Source organism: Streptomyces sp. LS1784 (genome assembly GCF_020103755.1).
In the GTDB taxonomy this organism is placed as follows: Bacteria; Actinomycetota; Actinomycetes; order Streptomycetales; family Streptomycetaceae; genus Kitasatospora.
Window position 1 is genome coordinate 1 of the sequence record NZ_JAHSQD010000010.1, and the last position, 16,377, is coordinate 16,377.

A 16,377-nucleotide genomic window follows, 5' to 3' on the forward strand; every position below is an offset into this window, starting at 1 on the left:
GCATCGCGACCCGGTATGACAAGAGCCCGGAAAGCTACCTCGCCGGCCTTCACCTCCGCGCCTCGATGATCTGGATCGATGATCTCCTGCTGACCATTGATTGATCACAACATCACACAGGCCCTAGCTCCCTCCTATGACAACAGGGCGGTCCTCCCCTGCTGCCGCAAGGATCGTGAACATGGGCGTCAGTCTGTAACTCGTCTAGGGCCTGGCAGGTGCCCCTGCCGGTGCCCGTCCCGCAGCGCTTCGGGGAGCCGTCCGAGCGGTTCCCCCGGCCGTGGATCGCCACCACCTGGGCCCGGGGTGCCCCCGCTGACCGCGCCCCCGTCAGCCGGGCCGGCGACGCGGCCGAACGCCTGGCCGGCTTCCTGACGGCACTTCACCGACCCCGCGCCCGCCGGGGCACTCACCGGCCGCAGCCGTGGCGGTCCGCTGGCCGACTCCGCCGAGGGGTTCGCCGAGCACCTCGCCAGGGCCGGCGAGTTCGGGCTGATACAGGGCCCAGAGGCCGTCCGCGCGGTCTGGGAGGATGCCGTCGCCGCGCCCGCGCCAGCCCGGCTCGGCCCGGTGGCTCCACGCCGACCTGCACAGCCGGGCCCCGGCGAACTCGCTTTCGTCGGCCACGTTCAGCATCCCATCGGGCCCACGTCCCCCTTCGGCCACCCAGACCCGACAACTCCGGACCGCATTCTGAAACGACCAGTAAGTCGGCGGTTTGGGGTGAATCGGTCCGAAATCCCATCCAGAGCTTGCCGGTGCCCCCTCAGCTTCTCCGGACACCCCCTACTGTCCCAGTACCGTGTGATCATGCAGAAGCTGCTCTCCGAACGCTCGGCATTCTGGGTCGGGCGGCGCCTCTTTGGTCCTCTGGAACCGTACGACCGATGCTTCGGCTGCGGCTCGATGCACCTGGCCCCCGGTGATCTCAATCCGCACAACGGGCGGTACGACTTCGTGGGCGACAACACCGCGCTCGAAGTCGTGTCGATGGTCAACTCGGAACTGCTGCGCAACTTCGCGTCATGGACGAAGGCGCACCCAGGCGGAGACAACGTGGAGGCCGCCTCGGTAGGGCTGACCTTGCCCTGGTTCATCAACATTCCCGCCTCCGTGCCCACCGTCCAACGCCAGACGATCATCGACTTCGTCCGGGATATGGAACACGCCGGCATCCGTACAACAGGCCACCTCACGAACAGCAGGTTCTACGCCTACGTGGACGATGAGCACTTCATCACGCCTCCAGGGATGGTCACCATCATGGCGAGCGGACGGTTCGACCTGACCCTCCCCGACTTGACCGCCTCGATATGGAAGCTCCTCCGGCCCAAGGAGGGACGCAGCGACGTCCTGAGGAAAATGGACCTGGGCGCAAGTCAGGGCAAGGAACGGCGAGCGGTGTGCTTCGTCCTGGACCAGGTCTTCTCATTCTCCCTGCACCGCATCTTCGACAGATCCTTCCGCCCGGAGAGTCTTCTCGATCCGGACTGGGATGCGATGCGGCCGGTAACCGACATCATCGTGCTCTCCCCGACGATGAGGAAGGCGTTCTCGTTCTCAACCCAGTCTCCAGCCCGCCGGTTCCCGGTGCGGGACGTCGACAAGCCCCCGGCCCCACGCACTCTCGGTTGTCGGCGACTGCCCGCTCGGGTCACGCATGGGAGGGCACCTGTCGGCTCGATGGCCAAGTGACCAGGGAGAGTCTCCCCCAGGCCACAGTCGACGGCCCTTCATCCACTTGTTCCGGTGTCCGCTTGACTACGGCCGGACTCAAGGGCATTGACATAGTTGCCAACTGAGTGTTAATCAGCACGCTTGGGCCAGAGAGAGCGAGCACATCAACAGAGCAGCTGCCAGCTCTCCTTGTTGCGGTCCTGGATATGTTCCGCTGCTGAACAGCCGTGATCGGAGTGGAAGACAACCGGCCCCGTCGGGCGGCGGGTGCCGCCTACGGCTCGCGGGGCGTCGGGGACCAGTTCGGTCCGCAGATGGTCGGCGGGGAGGCGATGTCGATGATGGTGGCCAGGAAGAGCCAGCCCTCCTCGGTCGGGACATAGGTGATGTCACCGCACCAGCGCGCATCCATAGCCACCGGGTCGTGCTCGAAGTCCCGCAGGACCAGGTCCGGCCGCAGGGCAGCGCATGGGTCCGGGATCGCGCTCCACAACAACTACTGACTGGGCTGCGGTGGCGCACCAGCGCCGCCACGCGGGCACCGACATCGCCTACTCAAGGCTGGCTGGATCCTGTAGCAATCCCCAGTTGACCCCTCCCCAATTATGACCTGGCCCCGGGGAGAGGCTGGCCGCACTGACCTCCCACATCCCCGAGCGCCCCACCGCGTCGTCTCAGCATCCGAGGCCACTGTTCGGCGACGAGTCTCCAGGCGGACCTGACCCGCCTCTTGATCAGTTGAATTCCGGACGATACGATCACGGCCTCACTTTGTGTCGTGCATCAGGCACCGTCGGTTTCTGCGGCGGTTTATTTCAGTGCCGTCTGGCTGATCGTGGGGGTGGCCGTGACCAAGGACGTGGTGGCCGTCGCAGCCGGCGTCCCACCGATCAGCTTCGCGGTCCACCATGTCCGGACCGGCAACGCAGGCGGCGCACGTGACGACTTCGAGACGATGATCGCCGAGCTGGCCGCCGCCACTAAGCCGGGCGTTCGGATGATCGCCGCCAACCCCGGTGACTGGGGAATCGACGCCTTCGCCGGCAACCTTGGTGGCGCCATCGCCGTATGGCAGTCCAAATATTTCTTCCCCGTTACCGCAGCCGGTCATCAACGGACGATCCGGGAGTCCTTCGCATCCGTTCTCAAGGCCGCGGAGGCGCATGGGCATACCGTCGAGATGTGGGTGCTCTGCATCCCCTCCAGCATGGACGGTCCCACCGCGAAGTGGTGGGACCGCTGGAAGAAGCAGCAGGAGAAGGCACACGAGCTCGTCATTGACTTGTGGGACGAGACCGCCCTGCGACTGGCCCTGCACACTCCCGAGGGAGACGAGGTCCGCCGCGCCTACTACGAGCCCTTCACTCCCGCCCCGCAGCAGGAGCAACTACGCCTCGTACTCGAAGTCGAGGAAGAGAGCGCCACAGCACTAGACTCCGCCCTCTTCGTCCGTCAGATGGCCGAGGCCGGCCACGTCGAGCTCGACTCCGCGAAGCGCCAGTTCTTCAACGCCGACCTCGTCGCCCGCGAGATCGCCCACAAGGCGGTCCCCGCCGAGATCGCAGCCCTAAGTTCCGCGGACGCCACCCTGCACGGCGTATGGGAGATGCAGTTCAACGACTGCACCACCGACGGCACCCTCCCCACCCTCCAAGGGAAGGTCTGGCGCGAAGTGCGCAGCGAGCACGAACGCCTCCCCAAGATCCTCCGCTTGGAAGTCGTCCACGCCTGGGGCCTGGTCCACCGCCTCGTGGAGAACCGCAAGGCTGGCTGGGTCAAACACTGGCGTGAGATCGCCGCCGCACACCAAGAAGCCTGACGCCCGGCCAGCACCCAGACACGAGAGGAGCGAGCCCATGCAGACCCAGCACCGCCCGGTCATCATGCCGGAGGACGAAGTGCAGTTCCGACTCGCACAACTCCTCCTGCTCCTCGACGCCATCACCGACCACGACGTGCACGGCGCCAGCCTGGAACGCATCGGCTACTACGACTTCCTCTCCGCCAACCCCTTTCTCGTCGTACCCCCCAACGACAGCGACGCCGGAAGGCTTCGCCTCGCCGGCTTCGACCCCCAAGTCCTTGCCTATGCCTCCTCCTCCCAGCGGTTCACCAGCCGCCGCGAACGCATCCAGCACGATCTGTCCCTACTGGTCGCCTACGGCTGCTGTGAGGTCCGCAACCACGAGAAAGCCCTGAGCTACGCGATCACCAATAGCGGCCGCACCCTGAGCACCCACTTCACCGCCACCTACGCCACCGCGTTCAGCACCGCAGCCGGCATCGTCGTCCGTCGCCTGCGCAGGCTCAGCGACAAGGCCCTGCGAGAACAGACCACACAGTGGCTGCGCCCGGCCGGACACGACGGCCCTGCCGCTGCCCTCCTGGGCATCCTAGGTGCCGGACCGGATCCCTCCTTCGACCTCCACACCCCCTGGGAAGAGTGACCGTCGTGCAGACTCCGCAGGGCATCCGCATCCGCCGGCTGCGACTGGCCGGCATCGACCGGACCTACGACGTCGACTTCACCAGCGAGGGCCGCGTCCGGAACCTCTCCGTGGTGGCTGGCGCCTTCAGCTCCGGCAAGACCGCCGTGCTGGAGTTCATCGCGTACGGACTCGGCGCCAAGCGACACCCCAGACACCAGGAAGTCCTCCGCAAGGTCCGCTCCTGCGTCCTGGAAGTCGAACTCTCCGGCGAACCCCACGTCATCGAACGATCAGTCGGAGAACCCTCCAGGACCGCCTACGTGCGTCGCGGCACCATCGACACCCCGGACGCGGCCTTCACCGAGGCCAGGCCAGTGGACCCGCCAGGTTCCCCCGACAGCCTCTCCACCCTGCTGCTGAGCCACTGCAATCTCGAAGGCGTCCAGCTCCGCGAAGCCCCCACCCAACGCGAATCCCGCACAGACCCCCTCAGCTTCCGCGACCTCATGTGGCTCGCCTTCCTCCCCAACGAACGCGTCGCCGACAAGAACTTCCTCTTCGAAAACGACCGCATGCGCAAGCACAAACTGCGCCAGGTCGTTGACGTCGTCTTCGGAGTTCACGACGACCGCGCTGTCGAGCTTGGCAACCGCATCCAGGCCCTCGAGTCCCGCCTCAACCACGCCAAGAGCGACCTGTCCGCGGCCCGGGCCTTCGTCGCCGAACAGGACCCCACCGCCCTCGACAACAACCCGACGGCCCAACACCCCGTCGAGCAGGAGCTGGCCGCCATCAATAACCAGCTGGCCGCCATCGACCAGCAAGCCCGCGCCGCCACCGACTTCGCTGCCCGCCTGCGCCGCAGCCACCAGCAGGCCGCGCGAGAAGACCGCCGGGCCGACGCCGTGGTGCGCGACCGCGAAACCCAGCTCGCCCGCATGATGCCCCTGCGCGCCCAGTACGCAGACGACCTCCTTAAGCTCGGCATGCTTGCCCAGGCGAAGCAGCTGTTCGACCCGCTCCGCGTCACCACCTGCCCCGCCTGCCTCAGCCAGCTCCCCACCCCGCCGGCCGCGGTCAACGGCCACTGCAGCCTCTGCCGCCACGAACTGAACCCGGTCGATGGTGAACTGACGCTCGGTGTCGGAGCGGAGCTCAACGCGCCGGAGGAGGGCCAGCTCGACGTCGCGGCAGAGGTTCGCTCCACCAAGGCCCGCCTCAAGGAGATCACCGCCTACATCGAGGACCTCGACAGCTCCCTCGCAGGTCTGAAGCTGCAGTCAGAGCAGGCACGCTTGGTGGAGGAACAGACGGCCGCAGCCCTTGACGAAGCTACCGCCCCCACGGTCTCGACCTACCTCGCGGCCAGAGACGACCTGCACCGGCAACGGGAATCCGCTCTGCGCCGCCTTGAGCAGTCACGCAGCACTGCCAAGCTCCAGGAAGGCCTCGCCAAGCGCACCGCCGCCGTGAGTCGGCTCGAAGGGCAACTCGCTGCGCTCCGCGAGGAACTGCGAGCGCTCGGCGATGCCACCCGCGACCGCGACGCGGTCATCACCCGTATCAGCGCTCGCTACGGAGCCCTGCTCAGGACGTGGCAATACCCCAAGGTCGGCATGCCGCGCATCGCCGACGACCTTACGCCGTTCGTCCGCGGCGAGTCCTACCACGAGGCCTCCTCTGGCGCGCGAACCCTACTGACGCTGGCCTGGCAACTCGCCGTGTTCGAGATCGCGATCGAGAGCGGAGCAGCCCACCCGGGCTTCCTCATGATCGACAGCCCGCAGAAGAACCTCGGCCACGGCGGTCAACTCGACGCGGTCATCGCCGACGCGGTCAGCATCAGCGACTTCTATCACCACCTCGGCACCTGGCTCGCCGACCGCGGAACCCGAGCGCAGCTCATCGTGGCGGACAACAGCCCCCCGCCCCTGGTGGAGAATGATGTCGTGGTCCGCTACAGCCGTAGCGAAGATCGCCCGCCGTACGGCCTGATCGACGACGAAACCGAGAGCCCGGAGACCGAAGCGGTACCAGAGCCCGTACGCCGGGCCCGGTGATTGGGCTCCGAGTCAGCGGGCGGCGGTGATCGGAGTGTCGTCGTAGGCGGCAGCGTTGCGGTGGAGAGCGTCGAGCTCGGCCTGCTCCCGGTGACCCTCACGCTCACGTCGGCTGCCCGGCCGCATGGCGCTGGCGTACTGGGCGGTCGTCGGCGACACCGAGCCCGTCCGTGTTGCGGTACCGAATCGGTGACGATGAGGTGATGTCCGGACAGCTCGGGCACCTGCTTCGAGTCATGTCGATGCCATCGGTGTCGCTGGGGATCATCCCGTTCACGGCCGCCCGCCACATGTGGCCGGTCGAGACCTTCAACCTGTTCGACGACCGGCCGGCGGGAGTGGAGCTGCTTTCGGCGCAGGTCACCGTGACCGCTCCCTCCGACCTCGCCCTATACGCCCAGGCGTTCGCCCGCTTCGCCTCGCTCGCCGTCCACGGCGGCGCCGCCCGCGCGCTGATCACCTCCGTGATCAGCGACCTGGACTAAGGAACGCAAATTCTCGCAACTTCGTTAAGGCACAACCTGGTTGGCCCGTAGCGTCCACAGGGTCGCCGGGCAGCGCCCGGCGACACCAGGTGCCCCAACAGCAGTCGGAGGAACCATGGCAACCGCAGTTGCACCCACCGACCCGATCACCGGCCAGCTACGGAACGTGCGCGGCCACGTCCCCGCCGATCTGTGGGACCAGCAGATCGGCCTCCTGATGCGCGACTACCCGTACGACTCCGTCAGGCCGCCCGCGTCCTCGGACAGGGCTACGCCTACCTGCTGACCGCGATGGCCCGCCGCGGCGAGCAGCTCAGCCTGGGCCCCAGCCCGCTGGTCGACATCGGCGTCCACACGATCAGCGCATCGAGGCGACCAGCGAGTCCAGCGGGCCCAACGCCAGCTGGAGGGCGTAGCCGGAGGGGACCGCGGCGGGGTCGTGCTGGCCTGGACGAAGATGATCAACTTCGCTTTAGATCAGATGAGTTAGACGGCATGTTCGGGTGTCCGCTTGACTACGGCGAATAGAAAAACATCGTCTCGAACTCGGTGGCACTCAGGCCGGCTTCCCACATGCGGGCGACGATGCTGCCTGGCGGCGGCTGTCTGGCGAGCGCGTGAGCGTAGGCCAACATGTCGGCCAGGGCCGCGCGGGAGCGCGGGTTGAGCGGGCGGCCGTCAGGGGCGGTGAGGACGGTCGGCCAGTGGTCGACGCGGCGCGTCCCATATCGGTGAGCCGGGACGGGTCGGCAGTACCGGACTGGGCGTAGTCCGGGTCCTGGTAGCCGATCACGCGGTTCGACCAGTCAACCAACAGCTGCCGGTCCTACTTGGGCATGCCCAGGATCAGGGCCAGCGTCCACACGGGCAGATCGGCGGCGATCGACACGAAGTCGGCTTCGCCAAGCGGGCGGATCCCGGCGACGAGTTCGGCGGCGCGGCTCTCGATGGCGGTGGCCAACTCGTGCAGCGCCCGCGGGGTGAAGGCGGCCGCGACGACCCGGCGCAGCCGGGCGTGGTCGGGTGGGTCCTGATTGAGCATCATCATGCGGACGAGGGCCAGGTCGGCCGACGTGTCCAAGGCCCGGATCTGGGTCGCGCCGAGGTGCGAGGAGAACACGTCCGGGGTGCGCAGCACGTGCTTCACATCCGCGTGCCGCAGAGCCCGGTGCTGTATCCGCCCGGGCCCCGACTTCTCCCTTTGGCCCCGATAACGGCGCCGGAGAAGGGATCAGGAGACTACTTGAGCGAGAGCACCGGTCAGGGCGGCCGCGAGGGTGAGCGTGGCAGCGAATGTGGCGGCGGCACGCATGAGAGCGGCTGATTGAGTGGCGCCGTCCAAACGGGCGAGCAGGCCAGCAATGATGGCAGCCAGTAGGGCGGATAGGACGACCAGCACGGTGATAGCTAGGACAGCCACAAGACGAGACACGGCAAGCTCCTTGCAGAGTTGAGGCGTTGACGTGACTCGAAGGTCGCGGAAACGATGTCCGCCGGGGTTCGGCTGGACAATGATGAACACTGGCGAACACATCAAGCCCAAGGCGGGACGATTGCAAGACGAACAGAGCGAGCTGACGAAGCTCGTCGAACTACGCCAGAGGCTTGCCGACGGCCTAGCCCGCGCCGGTCTTACCAAGACCCAGCTCGCCGCTCAGGCTGGGCTGAGCCGCACCACTGTTCAGGAGGCATTTCAGAGCGGCAAGCCAGCACCATCGGCCGAGACCGTCGCCGCCTTGGCTCGCGTACTACGACTGCCAGACCAGCCACTGCTGGATCTGCGGCGCACCGCAATAGGAGAGTCCGACCCTGCACTTGTAAGTGACCACGGGCCAGGCAAACCAATCATGGAGTGGGACCCTCACGATCTCGAAGTTCACCCCGCCGGGCTGGGTTCTGGGTCTGTAACCCGCCGAGTGCTACCGGCCTACGTCTCGCGTCGTCACGACCAGCCCCTCGCCCAGGCCGTACTGGATGCCGCGCAGGGCAACAGCCAGATGGTAGTCCTGGTCGGAACATCTTCTACGGGCAAGACAAGAGCCTGTTGGGAGGCCGTTCAGCCTCTCGCGGCCCTCGGCTGGCGACTGTGGCATCCATTCGATCCGACCCGGGCAGAAGCCGCGCTAGACGCCCTCAAGCGCGTCGTGCCGCATACAGTGATCTGGCTCAACGAGGCCCAGCACTACCTCGGCAACCCTCAGTTCGGTGAGCGGATCGCAGCCGCCGTCCACTCTCTGCTGATCCATCCCGAACCTCGACCGATTCTTGTTCTGGGCACCCTCTGGCCCGAGTACGCCGACCAGTACGCGGCGGTACCACCCGCAGGTTCCCCGGACCCGTACAGCCGAGTCCGAGAACTGCTCGCCGGACGCATGCACACCATCCCTGACGCCTTCGACCAGGAGGCGCTGCAAACCGCTGCCGTCCTGGCACAACAAGGCGACCAGCTGCTTACAAATGCCCTCGCCCGAGCTCATACTCACGGACGGATAGCGCAGGACCTCGCTGGTGCCCCCGAACTGCTACGCCGCTACGAGCACAGCACACCAACTGCCAAGGCCATCCTGCATGCAGCGATGGATGCACGCCGTCTTGGCGTGGGCCTCCATATCCCTCAGGCCTTCCTCATTGATGCCGCAGTCGACTACTTGAGCGACCAGAATTACGATGAACTCACAGATGACTGGGCAGAGTCGGCCTTCGCGGACCTTGCGCGCCCTGTCCACGGCAAGCAGGCGCCCCTTCGCCGAACCGGAGCCCGCCCCAGGCATCGCCTGCCTAGCGACCCGATATCGGTACCTACGCCTTCCTCGGTGACAGGACCAGCATTCCGGCTCGCCGACTATCTTGAACAACACGGCCGCACCACACGCTTGAGGCTGTGCCCACCTGCATCATTCTGGGCAGCCGCCCACACCTACATATCTCACCCGGATGATCTCGGCAGCCTCACGATCGCCGCTGAACGCAGGCACCGCCTCCAGTGGGCTCACCATCTCAAGCTCCGAGCCGCCGAAGTAGGCCATCCCCAATCCCTGATCCACCTTGCCCGGATGCGGGAAGAGATTGGAGACCAGGACGGCGCCGAAACCCTCTATCGGAGAGCCGCAGACGTCGGCGCTCCCAGTGACCTTACTGACGTAGCTGATCAAAGGGGCGAAGCCTGGGACACGGAGGGTGCCGAGGCTCTCTACCAGCGAGCCGCAGACGCGGGTGACGCAGACGCCTTGTTCCTTGTAGCGGGGAGACGGCAAGCCGCTGGAGACCATGAGGCTGCCGAGGATCTCTACCAACGCGCCGCCAACGCCGGCCGCGTCGACGCTCTAGTCAACCTCGTGGAGCTAAAGGAGGAGGTCGGGGACTTGGAGGGTGTCAAAGCCCTTTACCAACGAGCCGCCGACGCCGGTGACACCTATGCCATGGCCCGTTTGGCAGATATGCGCGAGGAGGTAGGCGACAAATCCGGCTCCGAGGCCCTCTACCAGCAAGTCGCCGACGCTGGGGACACCGATGCTCTGATGTACCTAGCCCAGCTGAAGGAAGATGCCGGAGATCTCACGGGTGCCGAAGCGGCCTACGAACGGGCCGCCAGTGCTGGCGTCGCCCACGCCCTGACGTACCTGGCCGAACTAAAAGAGGATGCCGAGGACTTCGAGGGCGCTGAGGCGGCATACGAACGGGCGGCCAATGCCGGCGACACGGACGCTGTACTACGTTTGGCCCAGCTGAGGGAGGAAGCCGGAGACATCGACGCTGCCAAGGCCCTGTATCAACAAGCCGGAGACTCGGGTCACGCCGACGCTTTAGTCCGACTGGCAGACCTGCATGAATGGTCCGGGGACCAGAAGGGCGCTGAGAGGTACTACCAGCAGGCCGCAGCCACCGGCGATACCGCCATCTTGGTTCACCTGGCCGAACTGAGGAAGGCGGCAGGGGATGTCGACCGTGCCGAAGCCCTCTACCAGCAGGCTGCCGCCAATCCCATCGCTCTGAGTAACGTGGCGCGGACGCGAGAACGAGCTGGGGACAGGGAAGGCGCCGAGGTCCTGTACCAGCGGGCCGGAGACTCAGGTCACGCTGGCGCTCTCGTCCGACTGGCAGAGCTACGGGAATGGGCCGGGGACGAGAAGGGTGCCGAGAGGAACTACCAGTTGGCCGCAGCCACCGGTGACCCCGACATCCTGATTCACCTAGCACGCATGCGAGATGAGGCCGGGGATCAGAAGAGCGCTGAGACCTTCTACCAGCAAGCTGCGGATTCCGGCGAACTTGACAGCGAAGAAGCTAGGTTGCGGTGGCCGTTCGGGCTAGATGCTGATGGCTCGCCTACGCCTCCTTGGACGTAAACGGGAGACGTCTTCAGAGAGCGCAGCCCACCATTTCGTGGCTTCGCGACACCGGTGGGCTGAGAAATCGTATGCATCTCACCGGTGTCGCGACCCTGCCAGCACTCGTCCTCGAGCCGGGTTAGCCCGGGGCGGGAGGCGACTACCGCCCCTGCCTCCTCTCTCATCCAGCGACCGGCACAGGACCGACACCTCCCGACCTCACCTGCACAGCGAGCAGACAGACCTGCTCTGGTCAGCTCTCTCGCCACTCACAGATGGTCACCTCGGCGTCGGCGCCGCGTAGGCCCTTGAGACGGACGTCCGACACGGGCTCCACATCAAACTGACCCAGTGGGTCGCTGATCATCAGCAGCGTCGGGTTGCCGCCGCTGCCCTCCTCTAGATACTCGGCCAGGATTAGGACGTAGCTCTCCCGCTGCTCCTGGGCGCGAAGGAACTCGGCGCTGGTGAGGGTGACCTCGTTCGGGCGGGGGCCGCCGTGCGCCTTGATCTCGTAGTAGCGGCCAGCGCTGTCGACTGCATCGGCCCCGACACCGTGTTTGCCGCGCTGGTCGAGCTTTCGAGCGTCCTCGCCGAGGACGGATGCGAGAAGTTGCAGGACCAGCTTCTCCTTGCAGCGGTCCTGGTAGCCAAGCGGTGCGGACAGCTCGCGGGGCACGGCACCGCCTGTTCTGGGCTTCGACAGGTCGGCGGAACGGCTGGCCGTCGGGCGGTGCGTCCGAGCGGCCCGCATCGCACCGCCAGGTGAAGGCGTGGTTCGGGTGACGGTGGGCTTGCCGAGCCCTTCGACGTTGACCAGCTGGCGCGGGGTCGCCGAGACCGCCGCGGGATCTGGCCTTGGCGGCGTCGGTGGTGTCAAAGGCACCGCCGACGGCAGGTTGTCGGCGGCGGGCCGGGGAGAGGGTAGGGGCGCGGTGGGCTTCGTCTGGTGACGCCGGGCGCCCGTTGCGGGCTGCGGCGAAGGGACGGGCGGCGCGGAGGGTGTGGCCTCTGCTGCCTTCCGGTCGCGGTCGCGCAGCACTTCGTCCCGCCGCCGCCGCGCCTCGAAGTCCCGCTGCCCGGCGGAGGTGAGCGGCACGGTAGACACGGTGGCCGCCTCGTCCTCCTCCCAGAAGTCCCGCCAGCGGTGTGCAACCTGGGCGCGCGCGCCGGAGAATTGGCAGGCCACGGCGGACCCGGCGCCCAGGCGGGTGCGCAACTCCCCTGGGGAAGACAGGAACAGTGCGTTGGCCGTGCGATCGATGTGGGCACCGATCGGGACCTCCAGCGGGTCCCGGCCCTCGCCTGGGTCGAGCCGGATGCGCAGTCCGGGCAGGATGCGGACCTCCAGGTCGGCGAGCCAAGTCCACTCGGCAAATCCGGCGGCAGCTGCTGGCTCGTCCCGGACGAGTCGGTCCTGCAGGCCGTGGACCGCGTGGCCGAAGCTCTCGGTGAGGTGCAGATCGGGTACCGCGCCGGCCGGATCGACGACCGCGGCGGAGGCAGCGTCCAGCCGTTGCACGCCGAGCAGCCCGAGCAGGCCGGTGAACTGCTCCAGTTCCCCACCGGGCTGCCAGATCGGGATGCGGTCGGCGAGTGCCCGTTCGACCGAGCGGTGTGAGACGACGGCGTAGACCGGCGGCCGCTTGACCCAGCCCGCGCTGGTCCACAGCGGCAGCCAGCGCAGCTTCTGCCGCAGGCCTGGGGTCATGGCCGTACCAGCGCTCGTGACGGTCTGGTTCAGCGACCGCAGTGCCTCAAGCATCACCCGCTCCTGCTCCTCGCCGAGTGGCCCTCCGTCGGCTGCGAGCTCCTTGAGCACGTCGACCAGGTCTCCGGGGCCGGGTTCTTTGATGCCCAGGGTCTGCCAGAGCGGCAGCAGTTCGCTCCCGGTCGGAACGAACGGGCGCAGGCCGTGCAGGATGGTCGCGCCCCGGAAGCAGGCGCCGGGGCTGCGCCAGCCCAGGTCGGTGAGGACGAGGTCCTTCCAACCTTGGAAGGCTGTCGTGATCTCCTGCTCAACCTGCGCGCGGGGAGTGTCCGCAGCGCGCTCGGTCAGCCGTCGGGCAAGCGCGCGGTAGACCAGGTAGACCTCGGCCCTGAGCTCCTCCCCCTCCGGCCCAGCGGGCAACACACGCTTGCGCAATTGTTCTAGCCGGTCGATCAGCTGGGACACACTCGGATCACCGGACACCCCCAGGGCGGTGAGCACCTCCACCCGGTTGGAGAGAGCGCGCTGGAGCTCCGGGTGCAGGTAGTTCGGCTCGTCCTGTCCGTACAGCGCCACGGCATCCGGGGTACGCAGCTGAAGCTCCCCGGGGCGTCGCAGGGTGCCGCCTGCGTCCTCCAGCCAGGCTGCGGCCCTCAGTCGCCAGACCCAGAGCGCAGGGATCGGACCGCGTAGGGTCCAGCCGTGGTAAGCGTTGGCCGCTTGGACCACCGCGTGGTCGGGGCTGGTGAGCATTCCTGGGCGACCCAGCGTCTGGAGCAGTGCGGCCGTGCGCCGCCGCCGTTCGGTGACGTCGCGCTCCGCGCTGATGTCCCTGACAACCCGGTCCAGGTCCCCCGAGATCCGATCGTCCAGGGTGTAGTCGGCTCGGAGCTCCCGCATCCTCCGCCCGCGGGCGTCGGTCGAGAGGATGACCCCGCGGAAGAGCCCAGAACGCCTGTCCCGCGACTCGTAAGTCTTCACGGCCGGGGGGTCAAGCAGAATCGGGGCGAGGCGGGGGACGTCCGCCACGCCCAGCAGGCGCAGGAACGCCGTCCGGCTGAGGCCCCCGCTCTGCGAGGCGGGGAGCAGTGTCTTGGCGTAGGAGCGGTGTGCCCAGAGCAGGCCGGTGGTCCTCCGCGCGGCGACCGCGAACCGGTCACCGTCGGTGCTCTCCAGGGGTTGGGACAAATAGAGCTGGTTCGGCGGGCCCTGGCACGTCTTCTCCTCCCCGCCCGGGCCGTATTCGTACGCATCGAGCTCGACGGTCCGCCCGATGTCTGGGCCCAGTTTGTCGCGCTCGGCCTTCGGCAGCTCGCCGAGTGCCCGCTGGAGCAGGACGAGCTGCTCGGTTCCTGAGGCGCCCGTGGTCGGCAAACGGCCGCCAGCCGCTCCGAGTTGAGCAATGCGGCGGAGGATGGCGGCCGTGTCGTCACGCCGCACCAGGCGGTTGCGTTGGCGGAGCCAGGTGACCACCCGTCGGGCCGCGTCGTCGTCGGCCCAGTAGGCGGGATGCAGGTCGCAGAGGATGCCCACGGGGTCCAGCGGTCCGGTGCCCTCACTGTGGGCGATGGCGTACTCGGCACTCGACGGGGCCAGCCGGCGACCGTCGGCGGTGGCGAGGCAGGACCTATGGATCACCAGGTAGTCCAGGCCTGCGGCGAGGGCTACGGCTGTGAGGCGGACAGTCCGGTCGATGGCGTACGTGGGCAGTTGGAGTAGCCCGAGTGCATCCCTGACCTCGACCTCGTCCGTGAGTCGCGCGCTGCCGTCGTCCCGCCAGTCGGCCAGCACCTCGCGCCAGCGCCCGGCTCTGTCGCGGGCGAGGTGGGGGAAGGTGTACTCCAGCCCCGCCAGACGGGCGGTGTCCCGCTCCGAGATCACCCCGGAGAGCTCCTCTGCCTCGACAGCCAGGTCCGCGAGCGGGACAACCGCTCCGGCCGGGACCCGCAGGGTGAGCACGGTGGCCACTTGATCCCGCGCCCGCTCCAGGAAGGCGGCCCGGAGATGGCCCGGGAGCCCGGCGCGGTCCGGGGCGGCCAGTTCGGGCAGCGGCAGCAGATGCCAGGCTGACGGATCCACCCGCGCGAGGACGTCGAGCACCGCTGCCTGCCAGAGGTCGGCGACAACCGGGACCAGTGCCGTGTTCAATGAGCTCGCGGCGAAGCCCTCGCGGCTGACGACCGGGTCGAATTGAGAGTGCACCCGGGCTGCGGCGGCAAGCGGTGCGACTGGCAAGCCAGCATGGACGCTCCCGGTCGCCGCCTCGTACAGCGGCAGCGCCACGGCCACCGGAACGGTCGGGCCGAGCTTCTTGTGCAGGCGCTGCCATCCGCCCTCAGTGGGGACCAAGGTGTCATAGACACGCCAGGACTTGCCGTCAGAGGTGCGGGCCTCCCTGACCCGGACGTCACAGTCAGCCTTACCCATCGGAAGGCGCAGCGTCGCAGCGTCGTGCCAGCTGAGCCGCAGCACCCTGGTGGCGGTCGCACCGGCGGATCCGTCGGCCAGCACCGTTACCTGCTCAACATGGCGCAAGAACAGGAGGGAACTGTCTTGCCAGCTCTCGAACCAGGAGAAGAGGGCTTCTGCAGACAGGGCACCGGGCTCAAGTGGGATGCGGAAGACCGTCCACTCAGGGTCCGAAAGGTCCGGCGGCAGCCTTGGGGGGTCAGCTGGGGCAAGGGTTACATCGGCGAACCGGACGTGGTACGGGTTCCCGTGCACCTCCCAGGAGGTCGAGAGGAGTCGGAGCGTCGCGAGGCCGATGCCGAAGCGGCCGGTGGCATCGGCGTCCAGGCTCTTGCCGCTGAGCCACGGCAGTCCGAGGCGCAGGATGTCGGCCAGTCGCAGGCCACTGCCATTGTGACCGATCAGGAGCTCGGTCGGCCGCCAGTGGAGACGAACGTCGCGAGCTCCGGCATCGTCGGCGTTCTGCACCATCTCAGAGAGCACCTGCAGGCGGTCTGAGGAGATCGTCTCGGCGCCCAGCTGCGCACGCTCCGCCACCTGCCGTAGGACACCCGGGCCCTCGCGAAGGCCCTCGTTGAACAGGCTGACGGCTCGGGCGGCCTCGTTGGGTGTCCGCGCCTCGACGCCCGGATCGACCTCCGCGTCGGTCAACAACGCTCGTACAGCCGCAGCCAGCTCGTCGCTCCCGCCGATGACCACACTGATCCCCTCTGCCCTGTGCTGGTGTACGGACAGCATCCGCACAGGACCGAAGCCTTGAACTGCGGCCATTCAAATTCAGCCATGTGTCTGACGGTTCATGGATCGAGCCATCCGCAGCCATACACGATCCGGGAGCCTGGGCCCCAGGCAGGGAGGGGACGACGGATGGCGGTGAACTCGGCCGGATTCGCTCGAGGAGGAACACTGCGTGTCAGTGGCGGATGCTAGTGCTCGCGCTGCAAGGAGCGCCACGCGATTGTCCCATCGAGTCCACCCCCGCGGGCCGAATCGACTTCGCGAAATCGAAGCGCAGCTCTCAAATGAATAGATGCCGGACTGCTCAACGATCTTCTGCATCTCCTCGTCGACGGCATCCCGGGCCAGGGGGCTGCGCCCGCCCGCGTCATCGAATCGGTGGAACTGCGGAAGGGGAAGATCTCGATGGCGCACTTGTTGTGCCACTCAGGGCCGCCGTACCAGTAGTCGCTCAGGTCCTGGCGACGGTGAGCGACGTCC

Annotated in this window: 11 protein-coding genes and 1 pseudogene; 8 read left to right on the forward strand and 4 right to left on the reverse strand. The window is 67.4% G+C overall.

The window, feature by feature from the left end:
• Window positions 1–218 precede the first annotated feature (218 nt).
• Together KS423_RS02815 and KS423_RS02820 are read left to right on the forward strand one after the other, a co-directional pair.
• A pseudogene (locus tag KS423_RS02815) lies at window positions 219–622 on the forward strand (phosphotransferase); the annotation flags it as partial.
• A 188-nt stretch (window positions 623–810) separates the two neighbouring features.
• A complete protein-coding gene (locus tag KS423_RS02820; protein ID WP_224274446.1) occupies window positions 811–1,695 on the forward strand; it encodes a hypothetical protein in 885 nt (294 codons plus the stop codon).
• Between the two features lie 256 nt (window positions 1,696–1,951).
• Here KS423_RS02820 and KS423_RS02825 read toward each other — a convergent pair whose 3' ends face one another.
• On the reverse strand, window positions 1,952–2,173 hold the full coding sequence (locus KS423_RS02825; protein WP_374119893.1) for a hypothetical protein: 222 nt from the start codon (window positions 2,171–2,173) through the stop codon (window positions 1,952–1,954).
• Window positions 2,174–2,455: 282 nt separating this feature from the next.
• Between KS423_RS02825 and KS423_RS02830 the strand changes: the two genes are divergently transcribed.
• The 3 genes from KS423_RS02830 to KS423_RS02840 are packed head-to-tail and all read left to right on the forward strand — an operon-like array spanning window position 2,456 to window position 6,166.
• Entirely contained in the window at window positions 2,456–3,496 is a 1,041-nt protein-coding gene (locus tag KS423_RS02830; protein ID WP_224274448.1) for a serine/threonine protein kinase, read from the forward strand.
• Window positions 3,497–3,533: 37 nt separating this feature from the next.
• Complete coding sequence (locus tag KS423_RS02835; RefSeq protein ID WP_224274449.1) at window positions 3,534–4,124, forward strand: ABC-three component system middle component 2; 591 nt, start codon at window positions 3,534–3,536, stop codon at window positions 4,122–4,124.
• Window positions 4,121–6,166, forward strand: a complete 2,046-nt coding sequence (locus KS423_RS02840; RefSeq protein ID WP_224274451.1) for a DNA recombination protein RecN — start codon at window positions 4,121–4,123, stop codon at window positions 6,164–6,166. Before KS423_RS02835 ends, KS423_RS02840 begins: the two co-directional genes overlap by 4 nt.
• Before the next feature lie 12 nt (window positions 6,167–6,178).
• Here KS423_RS02840 and KS423_RS02845 read toward each other — a convergent pair whose 3' ends face one another.
• Entirely contained in the window at window positions 6,179–6,325 is a 147-nt protein-coding gene (locus KS423_RS02845; protein ID WP_224274452.1) for a hypothetical protein, read from the reverse strand.
• An 11-nt stretch (window positions 6,326–6,336) separates the two neighbouring features.
• On the opposite strand from KS423_RS02845, the gene KS423_RS02850 reads away from it, so the two are divergent.
• Both KS423_RS02850 and KS423_RS02855 read left to right on the forward strand, forming a co-directional pair.
• Entirely contained in the window at window positions 6,337–6,651 is a 315-nt protein-coding gene (locus KS423_RS02850; protein ID WP_224274454.1) for a Scr1 family TA system antitoxin-like transcriptional regulator, read from the forward strand.
• A gap of 115 nt (window positions 6,652–6,766) precedes the next feature.
• The gene (locus KS423_RS02855) at window positions 6,767–6,937 is read left to right on the forward strand and encodes a hypothetical protein (protein WP_308020126.1); all 171 of its coding nucleotides are present in this window, start codon (window positions 6,767–6,769) and stop codon (window positions 6,935–6,937) included.
• Window positions 6,938–7,477: 540 nt separating this feature from the next.
• Here KS423_RS02855 and KS423_RS02860 read toward each other — a convergent pair.
• Complete coding sequence (locus KS423_RS02860; RefSeq protein ID WP_224274456.1) at window positions 7,478–7,789, reverse strand: hypothetical protein; 312 nt, start codon at window positions 7,787–7,789, stop codon at window positions 7,478–7,480.
• 415 nt (window positions 7,790–8,204) lie between these two features.
• On the opposite strand from KS423_RS02860, the gene KS423_RS02865 reads away from it, so the two are divergent.
• The gene (locus KS423_RS02865; RefSeq protein WP_224274458.1) at window positions 8,205–10,997 is read left to right on the forward strand and encodes a helix-turn-helix domain-containing protein; all 2,793 of its coding nucleotides are present in this window, start codon (window positions 8,205–8,207) and stop codon (window positions 10,995–10,997) included.
• A 235-nt stretch (window positions 10,998–11,232) separates the two neighbouring features.
• Here the strand turns inward: KS423_RS02865 and KS423_RS02870 are convergent, their stop codons facing one another.
• The gene (locus KS423_RS02870) at window positions 11,233–15,810 is read right to left on the reverse strand and encodes an ATP-binding protein (protein WP_224274460.1); all 4,578 of its coding nucleotides are present in this window, start codon (window positions 15,808–15,810) and stop codon (window positions 11,233–11,235) included.
• Window positions 15,811–16,377 lie beyond the last annotated feature (567 nt).